Origin of the sequence: Streptacidiphilus sp. P02-A3a (genome assembly GCF_014084105.1) — a bacterium.
In the GTDB taxonomy this organism is placed as follows: domain Bacteria; phylum Actinomycetota; class Actinomycetes; order Streptomycetales; family Streptomycetaceae; genus Streptacidiphilus.
In genome coordinates, this window is sequence record NZ_CP048289.1 from 4,303,875 (window position 1) to 4,326,095 (window position 22,221).

Sequence of the window (22,221 nt, forward strand, 5' to 3'; positions counted from 1 at the left end):
GCCGCCCGGTCCTTCTCCCAAAGCCCTCTCGGAATGGTGGACGTATGCAGGACATATTCTCTCTCGATGGAAAGGTGGCGCTGGTGACCGGGGGCACCCGGGGTATCGGACGTGCCCTGTTGGAGGGATTGGTCCAAGCCGGCGCACAGGTGGTCTTCACAGGCTCCAGCAAGGAGACGGTCGCCCAGGCCGATGCCGAGCTGCGCGTGGCCTGCATCCCGGCGACGGGAGTGGTCTGGGATGCGTCCGGCGCCGGCCAGGCCGCCGACCTGGTGGACGAAGTCGTCCGCCTGCACGGCACATTGGACATTCTCGTCAATTGCGCCGGAATCATCAGGCGATACGACGCCGAGTCCTACCCGGACGACGACTGGGACGAAGTACTCGCCGTCAACCTCAGTGCTGCGTTCCGCCTCAGCCGCGAGGCGGGCAAGGTGATGCTGGCACAGGGCAGCGGGAAGATCGTCAACATTGCCTCCGTGCTCGCGTACTCCGGTGGCCGCAGTGTCGTGGCCTATGCCGTGAGCAAGGGCGGACTGGTCCAACTGACCAAGGCTCTGGCCACCGAGTGGGCCCACCGCGGCGTCAACGTCAACGCCATCGCCTCGGGCTACATCAGGACCGACCTCACCCGCGCGCTGCAGGACAACGAAGAGCGCGAGCGCGAGTTGCTCGCTCGTCTCCCGGCCGGCCGTTGGGGCGTACCCGACGACCTCGTGGGTGCCACGGTCTTCCTCGCGTCACAGGCCGCCGACTACGTCCATGGTGCTGTGCTCGCCGTGGACGGCGGTTGGACTGCGGCCTGATTCGATCCGCCCCCCGGCGACCCATTTCGAAAGGTTGATCACCCGTGCAGACCGCCAACCGGCTCAAGGGCCTGGAACAGTCGCCGATCCGGGCGATGACACAGCGATGCGAAGCCGTGGGGGGCATCAACCTCGGCCAAGGATTGTGCCGAGTACCTCCGTCGGTCGAACTCCTGGAGGCTGCGGCCCACGATTTCCCGTCCATCGACCACTCGTACAGTTACGCGGAAGGCGACGCCGGTTTCCGGGCCGACATAGCCGACAAGATCCTCCGCTACCAGGGCCTGGACGTTGACCCGTCCCGCCAGATCGTCGCCACCGTCGGGGCGACCGGCGCCTTCAACGCCGTTCTCTCGGCGTTTCTGAACCCCGGCGACGGCGTGCTCGTCCTGGAGCCCTTCTACGGTTACCACGTCGCCTGCCTGCGCTTCTTCGGGATCGTCCCGCAGCCGGTCCGGCTCGAAGCTCCCGCGTTCACCGTGGAACGCGAGGCGCTTCAGGCCGCGGTCACCGCACGCACCCGAGCCATCGTGATCTGCACCCCGGGCAACCCCTCGGGGAGACGGTTCACCACCGAGGAGCTCGAAGTCGTGGTCGCGGTGGCCGAGGAGCACGACCTGCTGATCATCACTGATGAGATCTACGAGCACATCTACTTTTCCCCGGGCCGACACATCTCGCCGGCGACCATCCCTGGTGCGGCCGAGCGCACCGTCCTGATCTCCGGACTGTCGAAGACCTACAGCATTCCGGGTTGGCGGCTCGGCTACGCCGTCGCCTCACCGGATCTGTCCCGCTCCATCCGAGGTGCGGCCGACGCCCTCACCGTCTGCGCACCCACTCCGCTCCAGCAGGCAGCCCGTCATGCCCTGCGCTTCCCCGAGAGCTACTACGAGAACCTGCGCGACCTGTACGACGGCAAACGGGCGCTGTTGACCGCGGCATTCGAGGCCGCGGGCGCCAAGGTGGGGAAACCGGAGGGTGCCTACTACCTGTTTGTCGATTGCAGCGGGCTCGGCGCCAGAAGCGGCCACGAAGCCGCGGAACTGCTCCTGGAAAAGGCGAAGGTTGCGACCATTCCGGGCGAGGCGTTCTACCTCGACGACCCGGGCATCCCCTATGTCCGGGCGTGCTTCTCGCACCCGGACGACCTGTTGCGCGAGGCAGCACAGCAGCTTCGCGAAGGCCTGGCATCATGATCGGAATGGGGACGGTTCTCGACGTCCTCTGCATCGTCGCGGGCACTGCCGTCGGCGCGACGATGGGTGACCGAATCTCCAACAGGATCCGCGAGCTGCTCCTTGCGGGAATCGGCTTGTTCATTGTCGTGCTGGGGATACAGCAGTCCGCTTCGTCATTCGAAGGCGCCTTCGCCCAGGCCATCGGCAGCGGCGCACCGTTCGTCGTGCTCGGTGCGCTCATCGCCGGTGGCGCCGCGGGCGGACTGCTCAACGTGGAGGGCCGGATCGAGCAGCTGGGATCGATCTTCGAGAAGCGCTTCTCAGCAAGCGGGGAATCGGGATTCCTCACGGGATTCCTGGCTGCCACCCTGCTGTTCTGCGTCGGCCCCATGGCCATCCTCGGGGCATTCGAGAACGGCATCACCGGCAGCATCAGGATTCTCGCGGTCAAGTCGCTGATGGACGGATTCGCGTCCCTTGCCTTCGCGTCGAGCCTTGGCTGGGGGGTCGCGTTCTCCAGCCTTCCGCTCGCCGTCTACCAGGGCGGCCTCACCGCATTCGCGGCGGCTATCGGCGGAGCGATGGATCCGGCCGTGGTGGCCTCCATGACTGCCATCGGCGGAATACTCGTCCTCGGCGTCGGAATTCGACTGCTGGAGATCAAGGATATCGCGGTCGCCAACCTTCTGCCTGCCATCGTGCTGGGGCCGGCCATCACGGCGGTGTGGCTCGCACTACGACACTGAGCCACGATCGGTACCGTCGGCTTCCGCGAGCGGCAGCACGCTGGGAGCCGCATGATCGCCAGAGCGTCGGCTCCGCCCTGGGACTCCTCACGGGCGCCCGCTGGTACGCCGCGATCGGATGCCGGGCCGGCCGTGGGCAGCACGTTCAGCTCGATTACCCGTCGACCCCCAGGAACGGTCGATCAACTGGTTGGCGGGTGTTGGGGATTGGGCATCATGATGCGACATCGTCTAGGCTTGTCGGCCATGAAGCCCAGCGAGTGCGAGTCTTCCTCTGCGAACTTGTTCTACGTCACTACTCCTATTTTCTACGTCAACGACACCCCTCACCTGGGTCATGCCTACACTACGGTTGCGGGCGATGTACTCAGCCGTTGGCACCGCCAACGAGGTGAGAGGGTGCTGTACCTCACGGGCACGGACGAACACGGCCAGAAGATCATGAGGGCAGCCGAGTCGAAAGGGGTCACCCCCCAGGAGTGGTGCGACACGCTGGTGAACGAGTCGTGGAAGCCTCTCTGGCAGCACCTGGAGATTGCCAACGACGACTTCATTCGCACCACGCAGGCCAGGCACACCGTTCGCGTGCAGGAGTTCGTTCAGGATCTGTATGACAAGGAGCAGATCTACAAAGGCAGCTACGAGGGTCCTTATTGCGTGGGCTGCGAGGAGTACAAACTCCCTGGCGAACTGCTCGACGGAGGAGCCGAGTTCGCGGGCCAGAAGCTCTGCCCGGTACACAAGCGGCCGGTGGAGATCCTCAGTGAGGACAACTACTTCTTCAAACTGAGCGAGTTCGGCGGGAAGTTGCTCGCCCACTACGAGGCAAACCCCGACTTCATCCAGCCCGAGTCGGCGCGCAACGAGGTCGTGAACTTCGTCCGTCAGGGACTCCAGGACCTCTCCATCTCCCGATCGACGTTCAACTGGGGCATCACCGTGCCCTGGGATGAGAAGCACGTCATCTACGTGTGGGTGGACGCCCTGCTGAACTACGCCACCGCGGCCGGCTACAACGAGGACCCGGAGAAGTTCGAGGCCACCTTCCCGGCTGATGTCCACCTGGTGGGCAAGGATATCCTCCGCTTCCACGCGGTGATTTGGCCGGCGATGCTGATGGCGCAGGGTCTGCCGTTGCCCGGCCGGATCTTCGGACACGGATGGCTGATGGTCGGCGGTGAGAAGATGAGCAAGTCCAACCTGACCGGCATCAAGCCGCAGGACCTCACCTCGCACTTCGGTGTGGACGCCTACCGTTGGTACTTCCTGCGTGCGATCACCTTCGGGCAGGACGGATCCTTCTCCTGGGAGGACTTCTCCGCGCGGTACACCAGCGAGCTGGCGAACGACTACGGCAACCTTGCCTCGCGCGTGGCCGCCATGATCGGCAAGTATTTCGACGGGACGCTGCCCGCGGCCACTGCGGATGGTGCGGCTGAGAAGGCCATCCACGACAGCCTCCTGAAGGCGGTAGCGACAGCCGACAGCCGCATGGGCGACAAGCTCGACTTCCAGGGCGGCATCCTCGCTGTCTTCGACTTCATCAAGCAGGTCAACGGCTACATTTCGGAGCAGGAGCCGTGGAATGTCGCCAAGGACAAGTCGGAGGAGGGCACCGCACGGCTCGCGACCATCCTCTACACAGCAGCCGAGTCCCTGCGAGCCGTCGCGGTCCTGCTCAACGCCGTCATGCCGGAGAGTTCCCAAAAACTCTGGGACTCCCTCGGCGCGGAGGCATCCCTGGGCGCCCTCGCTGACCAGCACGTCCAGGAGGCCGCCACATGGGGCCAGCTTCCCACCGGAGCGACGGTCACTAAGGGCGCCGCACTCTTCCCGCGTCTGGACGACTCAGCACAGGCGTGAGCCGTCCCGGTGTTCGCCGTGGGGTGAATACCCGTGTCTTGCGGCTCTTTGAGCCTGCTGTCGCTGTGCTCTCCTGGCAGGAGCGGCGGTTCCCGCGGCGCGAAAGCGCGGCGGGAACCGGGCGGGGGAGACGGCCGTGATGTCGCTAGGCCTTGGTCCACTTCTGGTTGCTGTCGCCGTTGCAGGTCCAGAGCTGGACGCCGGTGCCGTTGGCGCTGTCGCCGCCGCCGGTGACGTCCAGGCACAGGCCGGACTGAACCCCGGTGATGGTGCCGTTCGAGTGGACGGTCCACTGCTGGTTGGTCTGACCGTTGCAGGTGTACAGATCGACCTTGGTCCCGGTCGCGGTGCCGTTGTTGAAGGCGTCCAGGCAGAGCCCCAGTTCCCGCAGCGTGCCGTCCGAGGAGGTCCACTCCTGGTTCGGGCCGTGGTGGCAGTCCCAGACCTCCTGCGGGGTGCCGGGGGTGGTGGTCGAGTCGGGGTCGTCCAGGCAGCGGCCGGAGGCGGCGCTGACGTACTCGGTGGCGGTGCTGGTGCCGGGCGGGGTGCGCAGCAGTTGGACCGCTCCCGGGCCGAGGTTGACGCTGTAGTTGCCGCTGATCGTGCCGATCGAGGAGCCGCTCCACAGGTCGGTGGCGGTGGTCGAGCCGGTGATCCCGGCGTCGGCCAGGTTGATGCTGACGGTCTGGCTGGCGCTGCCCGAGTAGTTGAACAGGCCGATGACCACGCTGCCGTCCGGCTCGGTCTTGGTGAAGACCTGCTGGTTGCCGTTGTCGACGATCCTGGAGGCGTCGATGGCATCCTGGTCCACGGCGAGTACGGCCTTGTTCTTGAGGTAGCCGAGGTCGGTCGGGTCGAGGTGGGTCAGGTCGGTGCCGAGGATCAGCGGCGAGGCGGCCATCGACCACAGACTGAGTTGCGACTGCCGCTCGGGCGCGGTCAGTCCGTCGTTGGCGCCGTTGCCGACCTCGGTCGAGTCGTAGTCGTTGAACGCCCCGGGACCGCCGTCCGGCTGCCAGGCGGCGACCTCGTTGAAGCGCTTCTGGATGTTGCCCCAGTCGGTCAGCGGGAAGCTGCTGCCGTTGCTGCCGCAGTAGCACTCGACGTCGCCGCCGGTGCGCCAGCCGTTGGAGTACTGCGCCCAGGTGCTCGCGCTGCCGATGGCGAGGCTGTTGGACAACTCCAGGTGGATCGGCCGATCGGTCTGCCGGAGCGCGTTCGACCAGGCCTCGACATCGCCGACGTCACTGGTGCCGACGCCGTCGATCTTGACGTAGTCCACGCCCCAGGAGGCGAACTCGTTCGCCCAGGAGTTGATGAACGCCTGCGCGCCCGGCTTGCTGTAGTCGATGCCGACCATCCCGCCGCAGTTGTAGTTCTTCTCGGAGGTCGTGGTCGCGATGTCGTCGGCGGTGTAACTGGTGCCCTGGATCGGGGTGTTCTCGGCGACGGCCTGCTTGGAGATGCCGGGGGTGACGTAGATCCCGAACTTCAGCCCGTCGGCGTGGACATGGGAGGCGACCACGGCGATTCCGTTGGTGGAACCGGACGCTGGGAACGCGGTGGCGTCGGTGGCCCAGCGGCCGTACTGGTCCACGGCCGGACCCTGGCTGCCCGGGCACTGGTACCAGAAGTCGTCGATGTTGACGTACTGGTAGCCCGCCGCCGCCAAGCCGCTGCTCTTCATCGCGTCCGCCTGGGCGTCGATCACGGCGGCTGTCGGGTCGTGCCGGACATAGCTCCAACTGCTCCAGCCGAGCGCCGGGGTGGCGCCGACGCCGTTGCTCTCGGCCTGGGCCTGCGGCATCGGCAGCAGCACGACGGCGACGGCCGCCGCGCCCGCCGCCAACGCGGCGACCAGCCTGCGTGCTCTTCGGGGGATTCCTGAACGCACGGTGTCTCCGTTCTCGATGTACTCGGGGTTCGGGGTGGGGATGTGCCGATGGGAGCGGGGCACGGTCAGCTCGTGAGCAGGGTCCAGGTGACGGTGTCGGTGTGGGTCACACCGTCGATGGCTGCGCTGACGGTGACGGTGTTGGCGCCGGACCGCAGGGTCACGCCGGTCCAGGTGAACATGTGGTCGGTGCCGCTCATCGTGCCCAGGGAGGTGCCGTTGAGCACGGCGGTGACCTCCGCGGCGTTGGAGTAGACCTTGATCTGGGTCGCGGCATCGGTCCGCGAGGTCCAGCGGCGGCTGGTGATGTACAACGTCGGTGTGGCGGCCCAGTTGGCCTTGTACCAGTAGTAGGCGTCCTTGCAGGTCGCCCGGTCGCGGGTGACCAGTCCCTTGTCGTTGATCCCGGGCTGGTCGCCCTCGTCGCGGGAGTCGGAGGCGAAGTCGAACATGACCCAGACGAACGTGCCCCAGACGAACGGCCGGGCGGCGAGCTGCCCCCAGGACGCCTCGTGGAGCAGGGCCTGGTACTCCTCCGGATGGAACTGACCCCCCGGATCGGGTGGTGACGGGTTGAGTGCGTGCTGGGCGGTGTTCGCACCCGCCCCGTACTCGGAGACGGCGAAGGTGCGTTTCGGCTCGGCCTGGTGCAGGCTGTCGGCCCAGGGCCCCAGGTCGTTGCAGGAGCCTCCGTACCAGCCGTAGTACTTGTTGAAGCCGGTGGTGTCCGCGTGTCCGGTCACCTGGGCGTCGTTGCCGAGATCGTTCGCGTAGGTGCTGATGCGGTCCGGGTCCTCGCTGGTGACGAGCGCGGCGAGGTTCGCCAGCAGTGTGTTGGTGGGGGTGTCGTCCTTGCTCTGCTCGTTGCCGATGCTCCAGAAGACGATCGAGGGGTGGTTGTAGTTCTGGCGGATCAGCTCGCGCAGCTGGTTCTCGGTGCTCGCGGTGAAGGCGGCCGAGTCCGTGGTGTTGTTGACCAGGGGCACCTCCGCCCAGACCACCACTCCGGTCGCGTCCGCGAGGTCGTAGTCCTTCTGGTCGTGCTGGTAGTGCGCCATCCGGATGGCGGTCGCACCGAGTTCGTTGATCAGGGCGAAGTCCTGGGCGTGGTCGGCGTCGCTCTGGGCCCAGCCCACGACGGCGCGGTCCTGGTGCAGGTTGACGCCGTGCAGGCCGAGGTGCCGGCCGTTGAGCGAGAAGCCCGTGGCGGGGTCGAGGCTGAAGCTGCGCAGTCCGAGCGGTTCGGTGACCACGTCCGTCACCGTCCCGGTGGCGGCGTCCCTGACCTCGACGTTGGCACTGTACTGGTAGGGGTCGGCCAAGCCGTTCCACCTGCGAGGATTGGCGACGGTGAGCGTCAGTGGGAGGTCCAGGCCGCTGTCGGCCGCGATCGTCTGCGGGGCGCTGCTCCGGTCGGCCACGATCAGGCCGTCGGTGTCGGTGATGACGGCGCGCACCACCACGGAGCGGCTGGTGCTGTTGTTGTTGAAGATCTTCGCGGTCACGTCGACGGTCGCCGAGGCGGCGGTGACGGCGCGCTGCCGCAGGTAGATGCCGGGCCCGGCGTAGTCGAGTAACTGCACCGCGAGCTTGTCGACCGCGTAGAGGCTGACGTTGCGGTAGATACCGCCCTGGAAGGTGTAGTCGGCGCTCAGCGGGGCGATGTCGGGATTGGCGGCATTGGTCACCCTGACGGCTATGACGGCGTCCTGGCCCGGGGTGAGGGCGGTGGTGACGCCGAACCGGAAGCGGGAGTAGCCGCCCTGGTGCTGGCCGAGGTGGGTGCCGTTGACCCAGACGTCGGCGACCTGGTTGGCACCGGCGAACTGGAGGAAGAGCATCTTGCCCGCCAGTTCCGCGGGCACGGTGACGTGCCTGCGGTACCAGCCGATGCCTCGGTAGTAGTTGCCACCGCCGTCCGCCCCGTCCACCGCGTTCCAGGTGTGCGGGACGCTGATCGCGCTCCAGGCGCCGTCGTTGAACCCGGGCGCGTCCGCTCCGGTGACGTCGCCCTTTTGGAACCGCCATCCGGAGTCGAGACTGAGCCAGGTGCGCGGGGCAGGAGGCGTGTAGGCCCCGGGGGCGGTCGGCGTGGCGTCGGCCGTGTCACGGAGGGCTAGTGCGGCCAGAGCCCCACCCGCCAGGGTGCCGAGGACCTGCCGGCGGCTCGGGACAATGTTCATGGGTGCCTTCCCTGGAGGGCAGGGTCATGTATGTGAACCTTGGGCGTCAATATGAACGGCTCGGCAGGGGTGACGCTAGGCCTGGAGCAACATGCGGGTCAACCCTGCTGCACAGCGAAAATGTTGGGAGATGGTGCTCGGTGTGGTGTCATGTCTTCTTTTTGATCAAGGATCAATAAAGATAAACAATTTCCAACATGCCTATCGGGTGCCAAACCCGCAGGTCGCAGGGCATTCCCTGGCCGATGCGGGACGCGGGTGCCGATGCCGGGACCATTGACGGCCTGTCAGCCCCTGGTTAGCTTCGTTGGTGCCCGGCAGGCTTGACGGTGCATGAGCGGCTCATCCACCCGGCGTTCGAGGGCTACCACCCCCCAGCCCTCCTCCGCGCCTCGCCGCCTGCTGCCCGGAGGAGCGTCGCCGCGAGGTTCCCCACCCCTGTCCGGAGTCGGGGTGCGGACGCACGCACCGACGGGGACCGAGCCAGTGGGCGACCTGGCGCACCATCACCTGGGCACGTTGACGGGCGACTTCCACGAGAACCCAACGCAGCGGCGCCGAGCTCCGCTGTACCGCAACCAGACGAGGAGCACCTCATGACCGGATTCAACCGCCGGGATTTCATCAAGTCCGTCGGTATCGGGTCCGCCGTCGTCGTGGCTCTGCCACTGACGGGTGTGTTGGGCCAGGCCAACGCGAGCGCGGCGGCACCCGCTGTCCTGGGGGGAGCCGTGAGTTCGACAGGCACGTGGCAGGTGACCGCGAGCGCCCTGGGCTGGACCTTCAGCGGTTCGGTCGGCTCGGCGGCGACCGGCATCACCAGCAGCTCGGGCACGGACGCGCTGGGCGCCTACACCGAGACCACGTTCACCTTCCAGTCCGGTGCGAGGAAGGGCGGCATCCGCGTCTACAACGGCGCCTCCGCCGTGGTCTTCACCGACACCTACGTCAACGCGGCAGCCAACGCGACGCCGTTCCCGACGTTCACCGGCTACCCCGATCTGCCCCATCGGCTCAGCCACCAGGGCTGCTTCGGGAAGTACCAGTTCAACACCTTCGCCAATGCCTCGGACAGTCCGTGGGCACTCTTCGACGACAGCGGCAACACCTTCGTCGTCTCCGCGGCGAACCACTTCCAGCAGGCGCAGACCACGATGGCGGCGGACGGCTCGATCGCCGCGGGTGTGCTCAGCTCGATCACCAAGCTGCCGACCGGTTACAGCCGACAGACCATCCTGACGACGCAGACCGGCCTGGGCGCGGCATACCGCGCCTGGGGCCGCGCGCTGACCACGCTGGCCGGGAAGGCCCTGCCGGCCGCCGACACCGGCCCGATGCTGGGCACGCTCGGCTACTGGACGGACCACGGCGCCGGCTACTACTACACCTACGAGCAGTCGCTGGGCTACACCGGGACGCTGCTGGCGGTCCGCGACGAGTGGAGGACGAAGAAGATCCCGCTCGGCTACATGCAGCTCGACAGCTGGTGGTACCCCAAGGGATCGACCGCGGACTGGACCCTCGTCGAGGCCGGCACCTACCTGTACGAGGCCGACAGCCAGCTCTTCCCGGACGGCCTGGCGTCGTTCCAGCAGAAACTGGGAGTGCCGCTGGTCACCCACGCGCGCTGGATGGACGCGTCGAGCCCCTACCGCCGTGAGTACACCATGTCGGACGACGTGGTCATCGACCCGAAGTTCTGGCAGAGCGTCATGAGCTACCTCAAGTCCTCCGGTGTCGCCGTCTACGAGCAGGACTGGCTGTGCGAGAGCGCGCAGCCCGCCTACAACCTCACCGACCCCGACGCGTACTTCGACAACATGGCCGACTGCGCCGCGGCCGACGGCCTGGCCGTGCAGTACTGCATGCCGCTGCCGCGCGACTACCTGCAGAGCACGCGCTACCCCAACCTGACCACCATGCGGGTCAGCGACGACCGCTTCGACTCGACGAAGTGGGACGTGTTCCTCTACGACTCGCAACTCGCCGGCTCGCTGGGCGTCTGGCCATGGGTCGACGTCTTCATGAGCGGCGAGACCGACAACCTGCTGCTGGCGAACCTGTCCGCGGGACCGGTCGGGGTCGGGGACGCGCTGGAGCAGGTGGATGCCGGCAACCTGGCCAAGGTGGTCCGTCCGGACGGCGTCATCGTCAAGCCCGACGCGCCGATCGTCCCGACCGACGCGACCTACCTCGGCGAGGCCGCCGGTGACCTGCCCGCGATGGTCGCCGCCACGCACGTCGGGCATCCCAGCGGGACCTACGGCTACGTCTTCGCCTACGCGCGGCAGACCGCGGCGCCGCAGGAGACGTACCAGGCGGAGGACGCGACGTTGTCGGGGCCGGTCGTCAGCACGCAGAACCCGGGCTACACGGGCACTGGCTACGCCGACTTCCAGAACGCCGACAAGGACTACGTGCAGTGGACGGTCCAAGCCGCCGCCGCGGGGACGTACACCCTGCAGTTCCGCTACGCCAACGGGGGCACCGGAAACCGGCCGCTCGCGGTCACCGTGAACGGCGGCAACGCGCAGACGGCGGCGTTCGCCCCGACCGCCGGCTGGTCGACCTGGGGCATCCAGGCATTGACCGTCACGTTGGCGAAGGGCACGAACACCGTGCGCGCGACCGCGACCGGGTCCAACGGCGCCAACATCGACTGGCTCGGGCTCACCCAGGGCACCGTACCGACCGGCCCCTCCCAGACCGCGTCGTTCAGTCCGGCCGCGCTCGGCGTGACCGGAGCGGCCTACGCCTACGACTACTTCGCCGGTACCGGAGCCCTGGTCGCCCAGGGGGGCAGTGTGAGCGCCACGGTCACCACCGGCACCTACTGGGTCGTCGCCCCGGTCGGCTCCTCCGGTATCGCCTTCCTGGGCGACGCGGGCAAGTTCGTCTCGCACGGGGACAAGCGCATCACGCACCTGAGCGACGACGGCAAGGTACAGGTCACCGTCGCCTTCGCGGCGGGCGAGGGGCCGGTGACCCTGCACGGTCACGCGACCCGCGAGCCCACTGTCACCGCCGGTACCGGCAGGGTCGGCACGGTCGGATACACCACGACGACCGGCATCTTCACCGTCGCCGTCACCGCGGCGGCGAGCAACGAAGCCGTCATCACCATCACCCCCTGACCACAACGCGACACCCGGTCGGCCACCCTGTCCCGACCTGTGGGACAGAACCAGTGCCGGAGTCACGCAAGGAGAGATCCCATGGCACGGAATCGTTGGTTGAGTGTCGCCGTCGGCGGCGCGCTGTTGGCCGCGGGCATCGTCGGCCAGACCGGGGCCGCGCCGCCCGCCGCGGCGAGCACCGCCTGTCCCTGGGTCGGTTCGTCGGCGCCGGTCGCCGACCGGGTGTCGCAGCTGGTCGGGGCGATGTCGCAGGCCCAGAAGCTGTCGATGGTCGGCGGAACCGGCAGCGGCGGCTACGTCGGTGTGGTGGCGGCGATCCCGGCGCTGTGCGTACCCGCGCTGAACCTGGAGGACGGCCCCTCGGGGGTGGGCGACGGACTGACCGGGGTGACCCAACTGCCCGCCGCGGTCAGCGCCGCGGCCACCTGGGACACCGCCGCCGAGCAGGGCTACGGCGCGGTCGTCGGGGCCGAACAGGCGGCCAAGGGCTCGGACGTCGACCTCGGTCCGACGGTGAACCTGGTGCGGGACCCGCGTTGGGGACGCGCCTTCGAGACGCTGGGGGAGGATCCGTACCTCACCGGCACCCTCGCCGCGGCCGAGATCCGGGGCGTGCAGAGCACCGGCGTGATGGCCCAGGTCAAGCACCTGGCCGTGTACAACCAGGAGACCTACCGCAACAGCCCGGCCGATGACGCGATCGTCGACGACCGCACGATGCAGGAGCTGTACCTCCCGGCCTTCCAGGCCGCCGTCCAACAGGGCGCGGCCTCGTCGGTGATGTGCTCCTACAGCACCGTCAACGGCACCGCCGCCTGCCAGAACCCGTACCTGCTGAACACCGTGCTCCGCCAACAGGACGGCTTCCAGGGCTTCGTCACCTCCGACTGGGGTGCCACCCACGCCACCGCGGCCTCGGCCAACGCCGGTATGGACATGGAGATGGGCAAGGCGGACTACTACGGGGCCCCGCTCGCCACGGCTCTGGCCGACGGCACGGTGACCCAGGCCACCCTGAACACCATGGTGAGCCGGATCCTGACCGAGATGTTCACCTTCGGCCTCTTCGACAAGACCCCGTCCGGCTCGACCGGAGCCGATGTCAGTACCGGTGCGCACGTGTCCACCGGGACCGAGATCGCCGAAGAGGGCACGGTGCTGCTGAAGAACGCGGGCGGCGTCCTGCCACTGGGCACCGCCTCCGGCTCGTCGATCGCGGTGCTCGGCAACTACCAGAACTCCGGCGGCGGCAGCGCCTCGGTCAGGGCGGCCTCGGTGGTCACCCCGCAGCAGGGCATCACCGCTCGCGCCGGATCCGGTGTGAACGTCCAGTACGCGCAGGGCTCGACAGCCGACTCGACGCTGGCCGACGTGCCCGCGAGCGTGTTGACCCCGACCTCGGGCGGCGGAACCGGACTGACCGGGTACTTCTACAACAACACCACGCTGTCCGGTAGCCCGGTACTCACCCGGAACAGCACCACCCTGGACTCGAACTGGAACGGCGCGAGCCCCGGCACCGGGGTCAACGCGACCGACTGGTCCGCGAAGTGGACCGGCACCCTGAAGGCACCGGCGACCGGCGTCTACACCTTCGCCACCACCAGTGACGACGGCAGCCGGGTGATCCTGGGCGGCAGGACGCTGGTCGACCAGTGGGGCGACCAGGACGCGCACACCCAGTCCGCCAGCGTCACCCTGACCGCGGGCCAGAGCGTCCCGATCGAGGTCGACTACTACAACAGGACCGGTGGCAGTCAACTCGCGCTGTCCTGGACCCCGGCGAACTACTCCGACAGCGTGCTCACCCAGGCGGTCGCCCTGGCCAGGACGTCGTCGGTCGCGGTGGTCTTCGCGAAGACCGACGCGTCCGAGGGCTCGGACCTGAGCGACATCGAACTTCCCGGTGACCAGAACCAGTTGATATCCGATGTGGCCGCGGTCAACCCGCACACCGTGGTCGTGCTGAACACCGGCTCGGCGGTCACCATGCCCTGGCTCGGCAGCGTCTCCGCGGTCCTCGACAGCTGGTACGCGGGACAGAGCGAGGGCACCGCGATCGCCGCCCTGCTGTTCGGTGACGTCGACCCGTCCGGCAAGCTGCCGGTGACCTTCCCCACGTCCCTGACCGACGTGCCCGCGAACACCGAGGCGCAGTGGCCGGGGCAGGACAACCAGGTCCAGTACTCCGAGGGCCTGGCCATGGGCTACCGCTGGTACGAGGACAAGGGGATCACCCCGCTGTTCCCGTTCGGCTACGGCCTGTCGTACACCAGCTTCGGCTACAGCGGCCTGAACGTCACCGGGCCGGACGCACACGGGAACTCCGAGGTGACCGCCACGGTGACCAACACCGGCCGCCGCGAGGGCGCGGACGTGGTCCAGCTCTACCTGGCCGACCCCGCCGCCGCCGGGGAACCCTCCAAGCAGCTCAAGGGCTTCCAACGGGTCGACCTGGCCCCGGGAGCCAGCAAGCAGGTCAGCTTCAGCGTGTCCATGCACGACCTGTCCTACTGGAGCGACAGCGCGAACGCCTGGAAGACGGCCACCGGCGCCTACGGCGTCCAGGTCGGCGACACCTCCGGCAACCCGCAGCTGAGCGGCACCCTCGACGTCACCTCCACGGCCACCGGCAACACCGTCACGGTGACCCCGCCGCCGGGGATGAGCAGCCAGGTCGGCACCGCGGCCGCACTCGGCATCAAGGGTTCCGACTCTGCCTCCGGCCAGAGCCTGACCTACACGGCCACCGGCCTCCCGTCCGGCCTCACCGTGAACTCCGGCACCGGGACCGTCTCCGGCACGGCCACGTCCGCCGGCACCAGCACGGTCACCGTGACCGCGACCGACAACACCGGGGCCACGGGAAGCGCCACCTTCGTCTGGACCACCACCGCACCCCTCAGGACCGGCCCGATCGTCTCCGGGGTCTCGTCGTCGCTGTGCCTGGACGACAAGGCGGCGAGCACCGCCGACAGCAACCCGGTCGACATCTACGGCTGCAACGGCACCGTTGCCCAGCAGTGGACCGTGGCCGCCGACCACACCCTCCAGGTTCTGGGCAAGTGCCTCGACGTCACCGCCGCCGGAACCGCGAACAACACCCTGGTCCAGCTCTACACCTGCAACGGCACCGGCGCCCAGACCTGGCAGCCACAGGCCGATGGCGCGCTGCTCAACCCCGACTCGGGCCGCTGCCTGGACGACCCGGCCGCCTCCGCCACCGCGGGTACGCAACTCCAGATCTACGACTGCAACGGCACCGACGCCCAGAAGTGGACGCTGCCCTGAGCCGTCCCCGCCGGGGCGTCCGCTACCAGCAATCGAGAACAAGCGACGGTCAGGTTGCCCGCACGGGGCCCTCAACGAGAACGAGAGCCCCGTCGGGAGCCGGACGTGCCGTCGTCCACCACGCTTTCCCGTACAGACGGAGGACACATGAGATCACGATGGGTGGTGCTGGCGCTGGCCGCCAGTGTGGGCGCGGTAGTGACGATGCCACCGGCCACGGCGGCACCGGCCTCCGTGGCGGTACCGGCGGAGAACAACGGACTGGCCACGAAGGCCCCGTTGATGGGCTGGAGCAGTTGGGGCTTCCTACAGCGGGACCCCACCGCGGCCACGTTCAAGGCCCAGGTCAACGCCCTGGTGTCGAGCGGGCTGAGCAAGCTCGGCTACAACTACGCCAACCTGGACGACTTCTGGTACAAGTGCCCCGGCAGTGAGGGCCCGGACGTCGACTCCTACGGCCGCTGGGTAACCAACACCAGTGCCTTCCCCAACAGCGGCTCCACCGACGGCATGCAGGTCCTGGCGAACTACGTCCACAGCAAGGGACTGAAGTTCGGGCTGTACGTGACCCCGGGCATCTCAGCCCAGGCCGTGGCGAACAGGACCAGTATCAAAGGCACCTCCTACACCGCCAACGAGATCGCCGAGAGCTCCTCCGCGAGCAACTTCAACTGCGGCGGCATGCGGAACATCGACTACAGCAAGCCCGGCGCACAGGCCTTCATCAACTCCTGGGCCGACGAACTGGCGTCCTGGGGCGTGGACTACGTCAAGCTCGACGGCGTCGGCCCCGACAAGGTCGCCGACGTGCAGGCCTGGTCGACCGCGCTCAAGCAGACCGGCCGCCCGATCGCACTGAACCTGTCCGCCAGCCTCTCCTCCGGCGACGGCAAGACCTGGGCGTCGCTCGCCAACTCCTGGCGCGTCGACGGCGACATCGGCGCCAGTCCCAGGGGTTCCAGCTTCCCGCTGACCAGTTGGAACAACGTCTCCAAGCGGTTCAACGACGCGGCCACGTACCAGCCCTTCGCCGGAAACGGCGGCTGGAACGACCTCGACTCCCTGGGCGTCGGCAACGGCGGCAACGACGGGATCACCTCCCCCGAGCGGCAGACGAACGTGGCCCTGTGGGCCCTGGCGGACTCCCAGTTCATGCTGGGCGCCGACCTGACGCACCTGGACTCCGCCGACAAGGCCCTGCTGGCCGACAAAGCGGTGATCGCTGTCGACCAGGACGGCATCGCCGCCTCCCGGATCATCGACAGCGGCAACGAGCAGGTCTTCGCCAAGCGCGAGAAGGACGGTGACTGGCAGATCGGCATCTTCAACACCGACACCTCGTCGAGCCACACCTTCAGCCTCCCGCTGTCGAAGCTCGGGCTGACCGGCTCGGCGAGCCTCACGGACGTACTGAGCGGCAAGTCGCTCGGCACACACAGCACCTACACCACCGGTGTGGCAGCCGGTGGAGTCGCCTTCACCACAGTGACCCCGTAGTAGCGGGCCGCCCCTGGGGAGGGGTCGGCATGCGGCGCTTCAGCACCGGGAACCAGACCTTCAGCCGACGTTCGATACCCCGCGGCGCCCTACGGTCAGGGCGGCCGGCGACGTGGAACCGTCGCCGCGGCGCCCTCCGGAGTCCTCGGTGAACAGGGCTCCGCCGCGGAGGGGCGGGGCCGCCGACCGCGGAAGGCTGATCAGTGGTGCGTGGCGGTGGGGAGCTGGGCGGCCCAGTCGACGACGGTGCTCGCGTAGAGCTCGGGCCGGTGGCCGTGCATCGAGTGGGGCATGCCGGGGAAGTCCAGGTAGGTGAAGTCCTGGCCGGCGGCGGTGACCAGTTCCCGGACCCGCTTGGCCTGGGGGTCGGAGATCGCACCCTGGTAGATGCCGGTCTCCTCGTCCCGCTGGTGGTAGTGGTGGGTGAACAGGACCGGGACCTTGACGTGGGAGAGCATGGTGGCGTGGTCGCAGCCGGCGGTGGCCAGGCCGGTGGCGAAGGAGCGGCCCCACTCGGGGTCGTACTCCTTGAGGTTCTGCGGGGCGGGTGCGTCGGCGGGGATGCTCTGCGGGCGCGGGACCATGACCGACAGGGCCTCCAGCAGCGGCCGGGAGAGTTCACGCGGGGCGGCGGCGCGGAAGCCCGCCCAGTCGCCGATGCTCCACTGGTCGCCCAGGTACCTGTGCCACAGCGCGAACGAGGGCCCCATGCCCTGATTGACGGGCTGGCCGCAGGTGGTGACCAGCTCGGAGGCGAACAGCGGGGTGTCCTCGTAGACCGCGGCCCGGATCTGGCCGGGCTTGGCGTAGGCGGACAGCCAGGCGGCCAGCACGCCGCCGGAGGACATGCCGCTGACGACGACCGGGCGGCCGATGACCAGGTCGATGAAGCGGACCAGGTCGCCGCCCATGACGTCGACGGTGTAGCGACCGGGGGTCCAGGTGGAGCGTCCCTGGCCGCGCAGGTCCACCGCGAAGACCTGGAAGTGCTCGGCCAGCAGCGGCATCGCGCGCTCGTAGCCCCACCAGGACTCGGACTGCGCGGGGACCAGCAGCAGGGCGGGCAGGGAGGGGTCGCCGAGGGTGGCGTAGTTCATCCTGATCTCGCCCAGGTCGACCAGCTGCTCCTCGATGGAGTGCGGGACGAAGGTGTCCGCGCGGTCGGCGGCTTCCAGGTGCGGCACGGGGGATTCCTTGGTGGTGGTCCGGATGGCGGTGGGGGGCGGAAGAGCCGGGTGCGGGTCAGTTCTCGTTGAGCCAGGCAACGCCGGAGGCCTTGATCTCGGCCTCCAGGGCGCTGTCGCGGGTGGGGAACTCGCGCACGATGGGGAAGCCGGACTTCTCCAGCAGGTAGGCCAGGGCGGCGTACTCGCGCGGGAAGGCGCTCACGGCCTTCTCGTCGATCTCCTGGACCTTGGTGAGGAAGTTGAAGTAGCTCATGTCGTAGCTGCTGTCGCGGCGGCTGATGCGCCAGACGCCGTCGCGCTTCTCGACCTGGTCCAGGAAGCGGTTGTGGGCGGTCGCGCCGAGCTCCAGGGCGGTGTTCTCGGCGATGATCATCGCGTTGGTCTGCACCAGGGCGCGGTCGCCGTTGAAGGTGATCTGCGGGTGGGTGATGACGTGCTTGTTGCGCAGGTCGGAGGCGCCCATGCGGGCCGATCCCGCCACGAAGTCGGCGGCCAGGCCGTCGAACCAGGTGATCGCGATGGTGGCTCCGGGGTGGAACAGGCCGCGCAGCTGGTCCCATTCGCTCAGGTCGCGGTGCATCCAGCCGGTCATCAGATCGGCGATCGCGGCGCGGTCCTCAAGACGTGCGTCCATGGTGTAGGGCTCCTGTGGATAGAGGACAGATTCGTTTCTTAAATCCACCGTACACCGGTGCCCTGTTCGACGCGAACGGACACCGGCGGCTATAACGGGAAGGGTGACCGCCTCCTCCGCAACACCCTCGCCGCAGCTCCACGCCCCCGCCACCCGCCGCCGGGGCGCGGAGCTGACCCAGGCGATCTACCGGGCGACGCTGGAGGAACTGGCCGCGACCAGCTTCGAGGAACTGAGCTTCGAGAAGATCGCCCCGAAGGCGGGTACCGGGAAATCCGTGCTGTACCGGCGCTGGAGCACCACCGCCGAACTTGTCCTGGCCGCGCTCAAGGACGAGGACGCCGGTCTGGGGCGGCCAGTGGTGCCGGACACCGGGACCCTGCGGGGTGACCTGCTGGTCCTGCTCACCAAGTTCGCCCGGCTACTGGAGGAACCGCGCGGACGCGCCCTGCGGCCCCTGCTGACCCAGCGCCCCCGCCATCCCGAGCTCTTCGCCCAGGTCATGGACCAGGTCATCAATCCACACCGGATCGTCCTGCTGGACTGCATGCGCACCGCGGTCGACCGCGGCCAGGCCGCCCCCGAGCGCGCCACCGCCCGCACCGCGGCCATCGGCCCGCGACTGATCGTGGCGGAGTCCATCGACCGCGGCCCTGTCCCCGACGAGGAGGTCAGGGCCGTGGTCGACGAGGTGCTGCTCCCGCTGCTGGCGCTGTAGCGGGACCACCGGGAGCGGCGGAACCGGCGGGCCTCAGCTGTGGTTCCGGGTGATCTGCTCGTACCGGTCGGTGCCGCCGGGTCGGCCCGGGGCGGGCGGGGTCAGCTCGACAGGACCGGCTGCCACAGGTGGTCGGCGGTGCCGCTGTCCTCGAACTGCACGACCTGGGCGCTGTCCGCGGTGGACATCCCGGCAACGCCGAGCACCAGGCCGCTGTTGCGGTTGCGGATCCGGTACCAGCCGTTCCCGTTGTCGATCAGGGACCAGAGGTGGTCGGCGCTGCCGTTGTCCTGGTACTGCTGGACCGGGGCGCTGTCGGCCTGGGACATCGACTGGACCGCCAGCAGCAGGCCGCTGTTCCGGTTGGTGATCTGGAACCAGCCGTTGCCGGTGTCGGTGAACTGCCACAGATGGTCGGCGGTTCCGTTGTCGGCGTACTGGACCACGTCGGCGCTGTCGGCGGTGGACATCCCGGCGACGCCCAGCACCAGGCCGCTGTTCTGGTTGCGGATCCGGTACCAGGAACCGGGGGTGACGACGGCCTGGGCGGCGGTGACGTTCCACTGGAGGATTCCGCCGGAGACCCCGCTCCCCAGCTGCACCGCCAGCCGCAGCTGGGTGGTGGTCACCGCGTCGAAGGTGACGGTGTTGAAGGTGTCGGTGGCCGTCCCGTAGCCCGAGGCACCGCTCACCGTCGCCCAGCCGCCCGCGGAGTCGAGGTACTGCACGGTCCACGACTGCGGTACCCGGCACTGGCCGCTGCCGGTGTCGTCGTACCAGTAGACGGAGGCGGCGGAGACGGTGACCGGGCCGGTGTAGCTGTACTGGACCCACTCGGCGGTGCCCAGATGGTTCCACCAGGTGAACCGCGGATGCGACTGGTCATCCGAACTCGCCGGATTGTAAGCGCTGTTGAGCGCACTGACGGTGTCGCCGCTCCAGCAGTAGGAGGCGGACGGGGTCGCCGGGAGCTGCCACGGACGACCGCCGGAGCCGATCACCGGGAAGGAGGTGATCCGCAACCGGGCCGCCCCCATGGGGATCAGGGTCACGCTGTGGGCGGGCTCGGCGGAGGCCACCGGGCTCGGTTGCAGGGTGGTGACCACGTTCTGGTCGTCCGCGGTCCAGTTGGCGATCGCCTGGGCGGTGGCCGTCAGTTGGACCGGGGTGCCGGACTGGGTGAACGGGTTGGCGGCGGTGGCGCCGGTGGACGACTTGGTGAACGAGGCGGCCGGGTTCACCGGGTTCAGCACCAGGCCCTGGTTCCAGGCCGACGTGGGGTAGACCTCCCAGGTCGGCCAGGTGGTGTCGCCGGTCATGTCGAGGTAGTTCTCGCCGATCTGCAGCGAGTAGGCGAGCGGTCCGTTGCTGACCGACACCGAGTCGTGGTTGGCGGTCCAGGTGGTCACCTCGGTCTGCATCGGCAGGGTGACGGTGACCGTGTCGCCGTTGCTCCAAGTGCGGTTCACCGACGCCCAGGACGGTCCGGACGAGGCGGCCACCGCGCTGCCGTTCACCTGGACGACGGGCGCCGAGCACCAGCCCGGGATCCGCAGGTAGAGCGGGAAGGAGACGGCCGCGCCGGTGGTCACGGTCAGCGTCACCGTCTCGCCGAACGGATAGGCGGTGCTCTCGGTGACGGTCACGCTCTGCCCGGAGCCGACGTTCGCGGTGACGCCGCACGGGGCGTACATCGAGGCGGCCAGGCCGTTGTCCGCGGTGGCCAGCCACAGCGTGTCGGTGAAGTAGGTCCAGCCCTGGCCGTAGTTGTGCGGGCAGCAGCGGTACTGGTCGATCCCGGTCATGTAGGCCTGGAGCGCGAAGCCGTCGTCGAACTGCCCCTGGGTCTTGGCGTAGTCGTCCAACTGCACGCAGTTGGGGCTGCTGACGTAGTGGGTGCCCTTGCCCTGCGGGTCCAGCGCGGCGGGCAAGCCGTTGAACGCGAGCAACTCGCAGGCGTCGGCCCAGGTCGGGTCGCCGGTCAGCCGGGTCAGCGTCTGGTGGCTCTGCATGAACTCGACGATGCCGCAGGTCTCGAAGCCCTGCCGGGGATCGGCGTAGCCGGGGCGGCAGTTCTCGTCCCCGGCGAAACCGCCACCGGCGAACTGCCCGTAGCTGCCCATGATCAGCTGGTAGTCCTGGTAGCTGGCCCGGAGCAGCGAACTGCCGCCGTCGCGCAGCGAGTACTGGGCGGGCTCGGTGAAGCCCTGGGCCAGGTTGACGTTGTGCAGGGTCGGCAGGTTGTCCACGTAGTCGGCGCCGTTGGCGTGGACGGTGTCGGCCAGGGTGAGCAGGAAGCTGTCGCCGGTGCGGTTGTAGAGCCACCACAGCGAGTCCAGGTTGGTGGCCCAGCGGAAGGAGGCCCAGCTCTGGTTGAAGGCTGACGGTCCCTGCTTGCTCTGGTACTGGTAGAACGCCGTCATGAACGGGATGATCCTGCTGTCCCCGGTCGCCTCCTGGTAGGAGCGCATGACCTGCATCATCGGCATGTACGGCCAGAAGTCGGGGCCCCCGCCCAGGGAGGTGCGCAGCGAGGTCGGCCCGAAGAAGCCGTCGGACGCCTGGGTGGCGAGGATGGCATCGATCCAGCTCGCGGTGGTGGACACGGTGTGGGCGTCACCGGTGATGGCGCCCAGGTCGACGTAGCCCCTGAGCCAGTAGGGCACCTCCTCCCAGCCGACCTGGGAGGGCACCGCCCAACCGGTGGTGGACAGGTCGAGGAAGTGCGAGACGGTGTCCATCTGCCCGTTGAGGCCCGCGAGTTGGAGTGACAGCTGCTGCTGTAGCCAGCCGGAGGCCTTGACCGAGCCAACGGGCAGCCGCAGCAGTGGTGTGCGGGCCAGCGGGGCCAGGTTCGGGTGGTAGAGGCCGCCGCCCGAGGTGTTCCCGACCAGGGAGATCGGGGTACCGCTCGCCGCGTAGGCGGCCTGGCGGGCGAGCAGCCCGGTCAGGCCCACGGCGCCGATCGCGCCCAGCGAGCTGCGGAGGAACGTGCGACGGTCCACGGAGGGCTCCCGAGGGTGGTGGGGGACGAGTGTCTTCGGGCTCAGATTTCAACGTTGCAATTCTCGCCACCTGCCAGAG

General features: G+C 68.5%; 13 protein-coding genes. 8 read left to right on the forward strand and 5 right to left on the reverse strand.

Features of this window, described 5'->3' with window-relative positions; translation table 11 throughout:
* Positions 1-44 precede the first annotated feature (44 nt).
* From GXP74_RS18805 to metG, 4 genes are all read left to right on the forward strand, one after another.
* Positions 45-806, forward strand: coding sequence for an SDR family oxidoreductase (locus GXP74_RS18805; protein WP_182452610.1), 762 nt, complete (start codon positions 45-47; stop codon positions 804-806).
* A 44-nt stretch (positions 807-850) separates the two neighbouring features.
* Positions 851-2,005, forward strand: coding sequence for a pyridoxal phosphate-dependent aminotransferase (locus tag GXP74_RS18810; RefSeq protein WP_182452611.1), 1,155 nt, complete (start codon positions 851-853; stop codon positions 2,003-2,005).
* 5 nt (positions 2,006-2,010) lie between these two features.
* Positions 2,011-2,733, forward strand: a complete 723-nt coding sequence (locus GXP74_RS18815; RefSeq protein WP_182452612.1) for a DUF554 domain-containing protein — start codon at positions 2,011-2,013, stop codon at positions 2,731-2,733.
* 246 nt (positions 2,734-2,979) lie between these two features.
* Complete coding sequence (gene metG / locus GXP74_RS18820) at positions 2,980-4,596, forward strand: methionine--tRNA ligase (protein WP_182452613.1); 1,617 nt, start codon at positions 2,980-2,982, stop codon at positions 4,594-4,596.
* Between the two features lie 145 nt (positions 4,597-4,741).
* Here the strand turns inward: metG and GXP74_RS18825 are convergent, their stop codons facing one another.
* Together GXP74_RS18825 and GXP74_RS18830 are read right to left on the reverse strand one after the other, a co-directional pair.
* Positions 4,742-6,490 carry a glycoside hydrolase family 27 protein gene (locus GXP74_RS18825; protein WP_182452614.1) on the reverse strand — a complete coding sequence of 583 codons (1,749 nt, stop codon included), beginning with the start codon at positions 6,488-6,490 and terminating at the stop codon, positions 4,742-4,744.
* 65 nt (positions 6,491-6,555) lie between these two features.
* Positions 6,556-8,673 (reverse strand): glycoside hydrolase family 2 TIM barrel-domain containing protein, encoded by a 2,118-nt coding sequence (locus GXP74_RS18830; RefSeq protein ID WP_182452615.1) that lies wholly within the window; start codon positions 8,671-8,673, stop codon positions 6,556-6,558.
* Between the two features lie 731 nt (positions 8,674-9,404).
* Between GXP74_RS18830 and GXP74_RS18835 the strand changes: the two genes are divergently transcribed.
* The 3 genes from GXP74_RS18835 (at position 9,405) to GXP74_RS18845 (ending at position 16,598) form a co-directional block, all read left to right on the forward strand.
* Positions 9,405-11,807, forward strand: a complete 2,403-nt coding sequence (locus tag GXP74_RS18835) for a carbohydrate-binding protein (RefSeq protein ID WP_182452616.1) — start codon at positions 9,405-9,407, stop codon at positions 11,805-11,807.
* 81 nt (positions 11,808-11,888) lie between these two features.
* Positions 11,889-15,101 carry a glycoside hydrolase family 3 C-terminal domain-containing protein gene (locus GXP74_RS18840; RefSeq protein WP_182452617.1) on the forward strand — a complete coding sequence of 1,071 codons (3,213 nt, stop codon included), beginning with the start codon at positions 11,889-11,891 and terminating at the stop codon, positions 15,099-15,101.
* Positions 15,102-15,248: 147 nt separating this feature from the next.
* Positions 15,249-16,598 (forward strand): glycoside hydrolase family 27 protein, encoded by a 1,350-nt coding sequence (locus GXP74_RS18845; protein WP_182452618.1) that lies wholly within the window; start codon positions 15,249-15,251, stop codon positions 16,596-16,598.
* A gap of 200 nt (positions 16,599-16,798) precedes the next feature.
* Here the strand turns inward: GXP74_RS18845 and GXP74_RS18850 are convergent, their stop codons facing one another.
* Together GXP74_RS18850 and GXP74_RS18855 are read right to left on the reverse strand one after the other, a co-directional pair.
* Positions 16,799-17,782: an alpha/beta fold hydrolase gene (locus tag GXP74_RS18850; RefSeq protein ID WP_225448033.1), complete on the reverse strand. Its 984-nt coding sequence runs from the start codon at positions 17,780-17,782 to the stop codon at positions 16,799-16,801.
* A 58-nt stretch (positions 17,783-17,840) separates the two neighbouring features.
* Complete coding sequence (locus GXP74_RS18855; protein WP_182452619.1) at positions 17,841-18,419, reverse strand: nuclear transport factor 2 family protein; 579 nt, start codon at positions 18,417-18,419, stop codon at positions 17,841-17,843.
* Positions 18,420-18,522: 103 nt separating this feature from the next.
* On the opposite strand from GXP74_RS18855, the gene GXP74_RS18860 reads away from it, so the two are divergent.
* Positions 18,523-19,137, forward strand: a complete 615-nt coding sequence (locus GXP74_RS18860; RefSeq protein WP_182452620.1) for a TetR/AcrR family transcriptional regulator — start codon at positions 18,523-18,525, stop codon at positions 19,135-19,137.
* Between the two features lie 101 nt (positions 19,138-19,238).
* On the opposite strand, the gene GXP74_RS18865 is transcribed toward GXP74_RS18860, so the two are convergent.
* Entirely contained in the window at positions 19,239-22,142 is a 2,904-nt protein-coding gene (locus tag GXP74_RS18865) for an RICIN domain-containing protein (protein WP_225448034.1), read from the reverse strand.
* Positions 22,143-22,221: the final 79 nt, after the last annotated feature.

Bases quoted from the DNA above. Each gene is read 5' to 3' on its own strand.
- GXP74_RS18830 (WP_182452615.1), bottom strand. From the start codon at position 8,673: ATGAACATTGTCCCGAGCCGCCGGCAGGTCCTCGGCACCCTGGCGGGT.
- GXP74_RS18840 (WP_182452617.1), top strand. From the start codon at position 11,889: ATGGCACGGAATCGTTGGTTGAGTGTCGCCGTCGGCGGCGCGCTGTTG.
- GXP74_RS18815 (WP_182452612.1), top strand. From the start codon at position 2,011: ATGGGGACGGTTCTCGACGTCCTCTGCATCGTCGCGGGCACTGCCGTC.
- GXP74_RS18805 (WP_182452610.1), top strand. From the start codon at position 45: ATGCAGGACATATTCTCTCTCGATGGAAAGGTGGCGCTGGTGACCGGG.
- GXP74_RS18855 (WP_182452619.1), bottom strand. From the start codon at position 18,419: ATGGACGCACGTCTTGAGGACCGCGCCGCGATCGCCGATCTGATGACC.
- metG (WP_182452613.1), top strand. From the start codon at position 2,980: ATGAAGCCCAGCGAGTGCGAGTCTTCCTCTGCGAACTTGTTCTACGTC.
- GXP74_RS18845 (WP_182452618.1), top strand. From the start codon at position 15,249: ATGAGATCACGATGGGTGGTGCTGGCGCTGGCCGCCAGTGTGGGCGCG.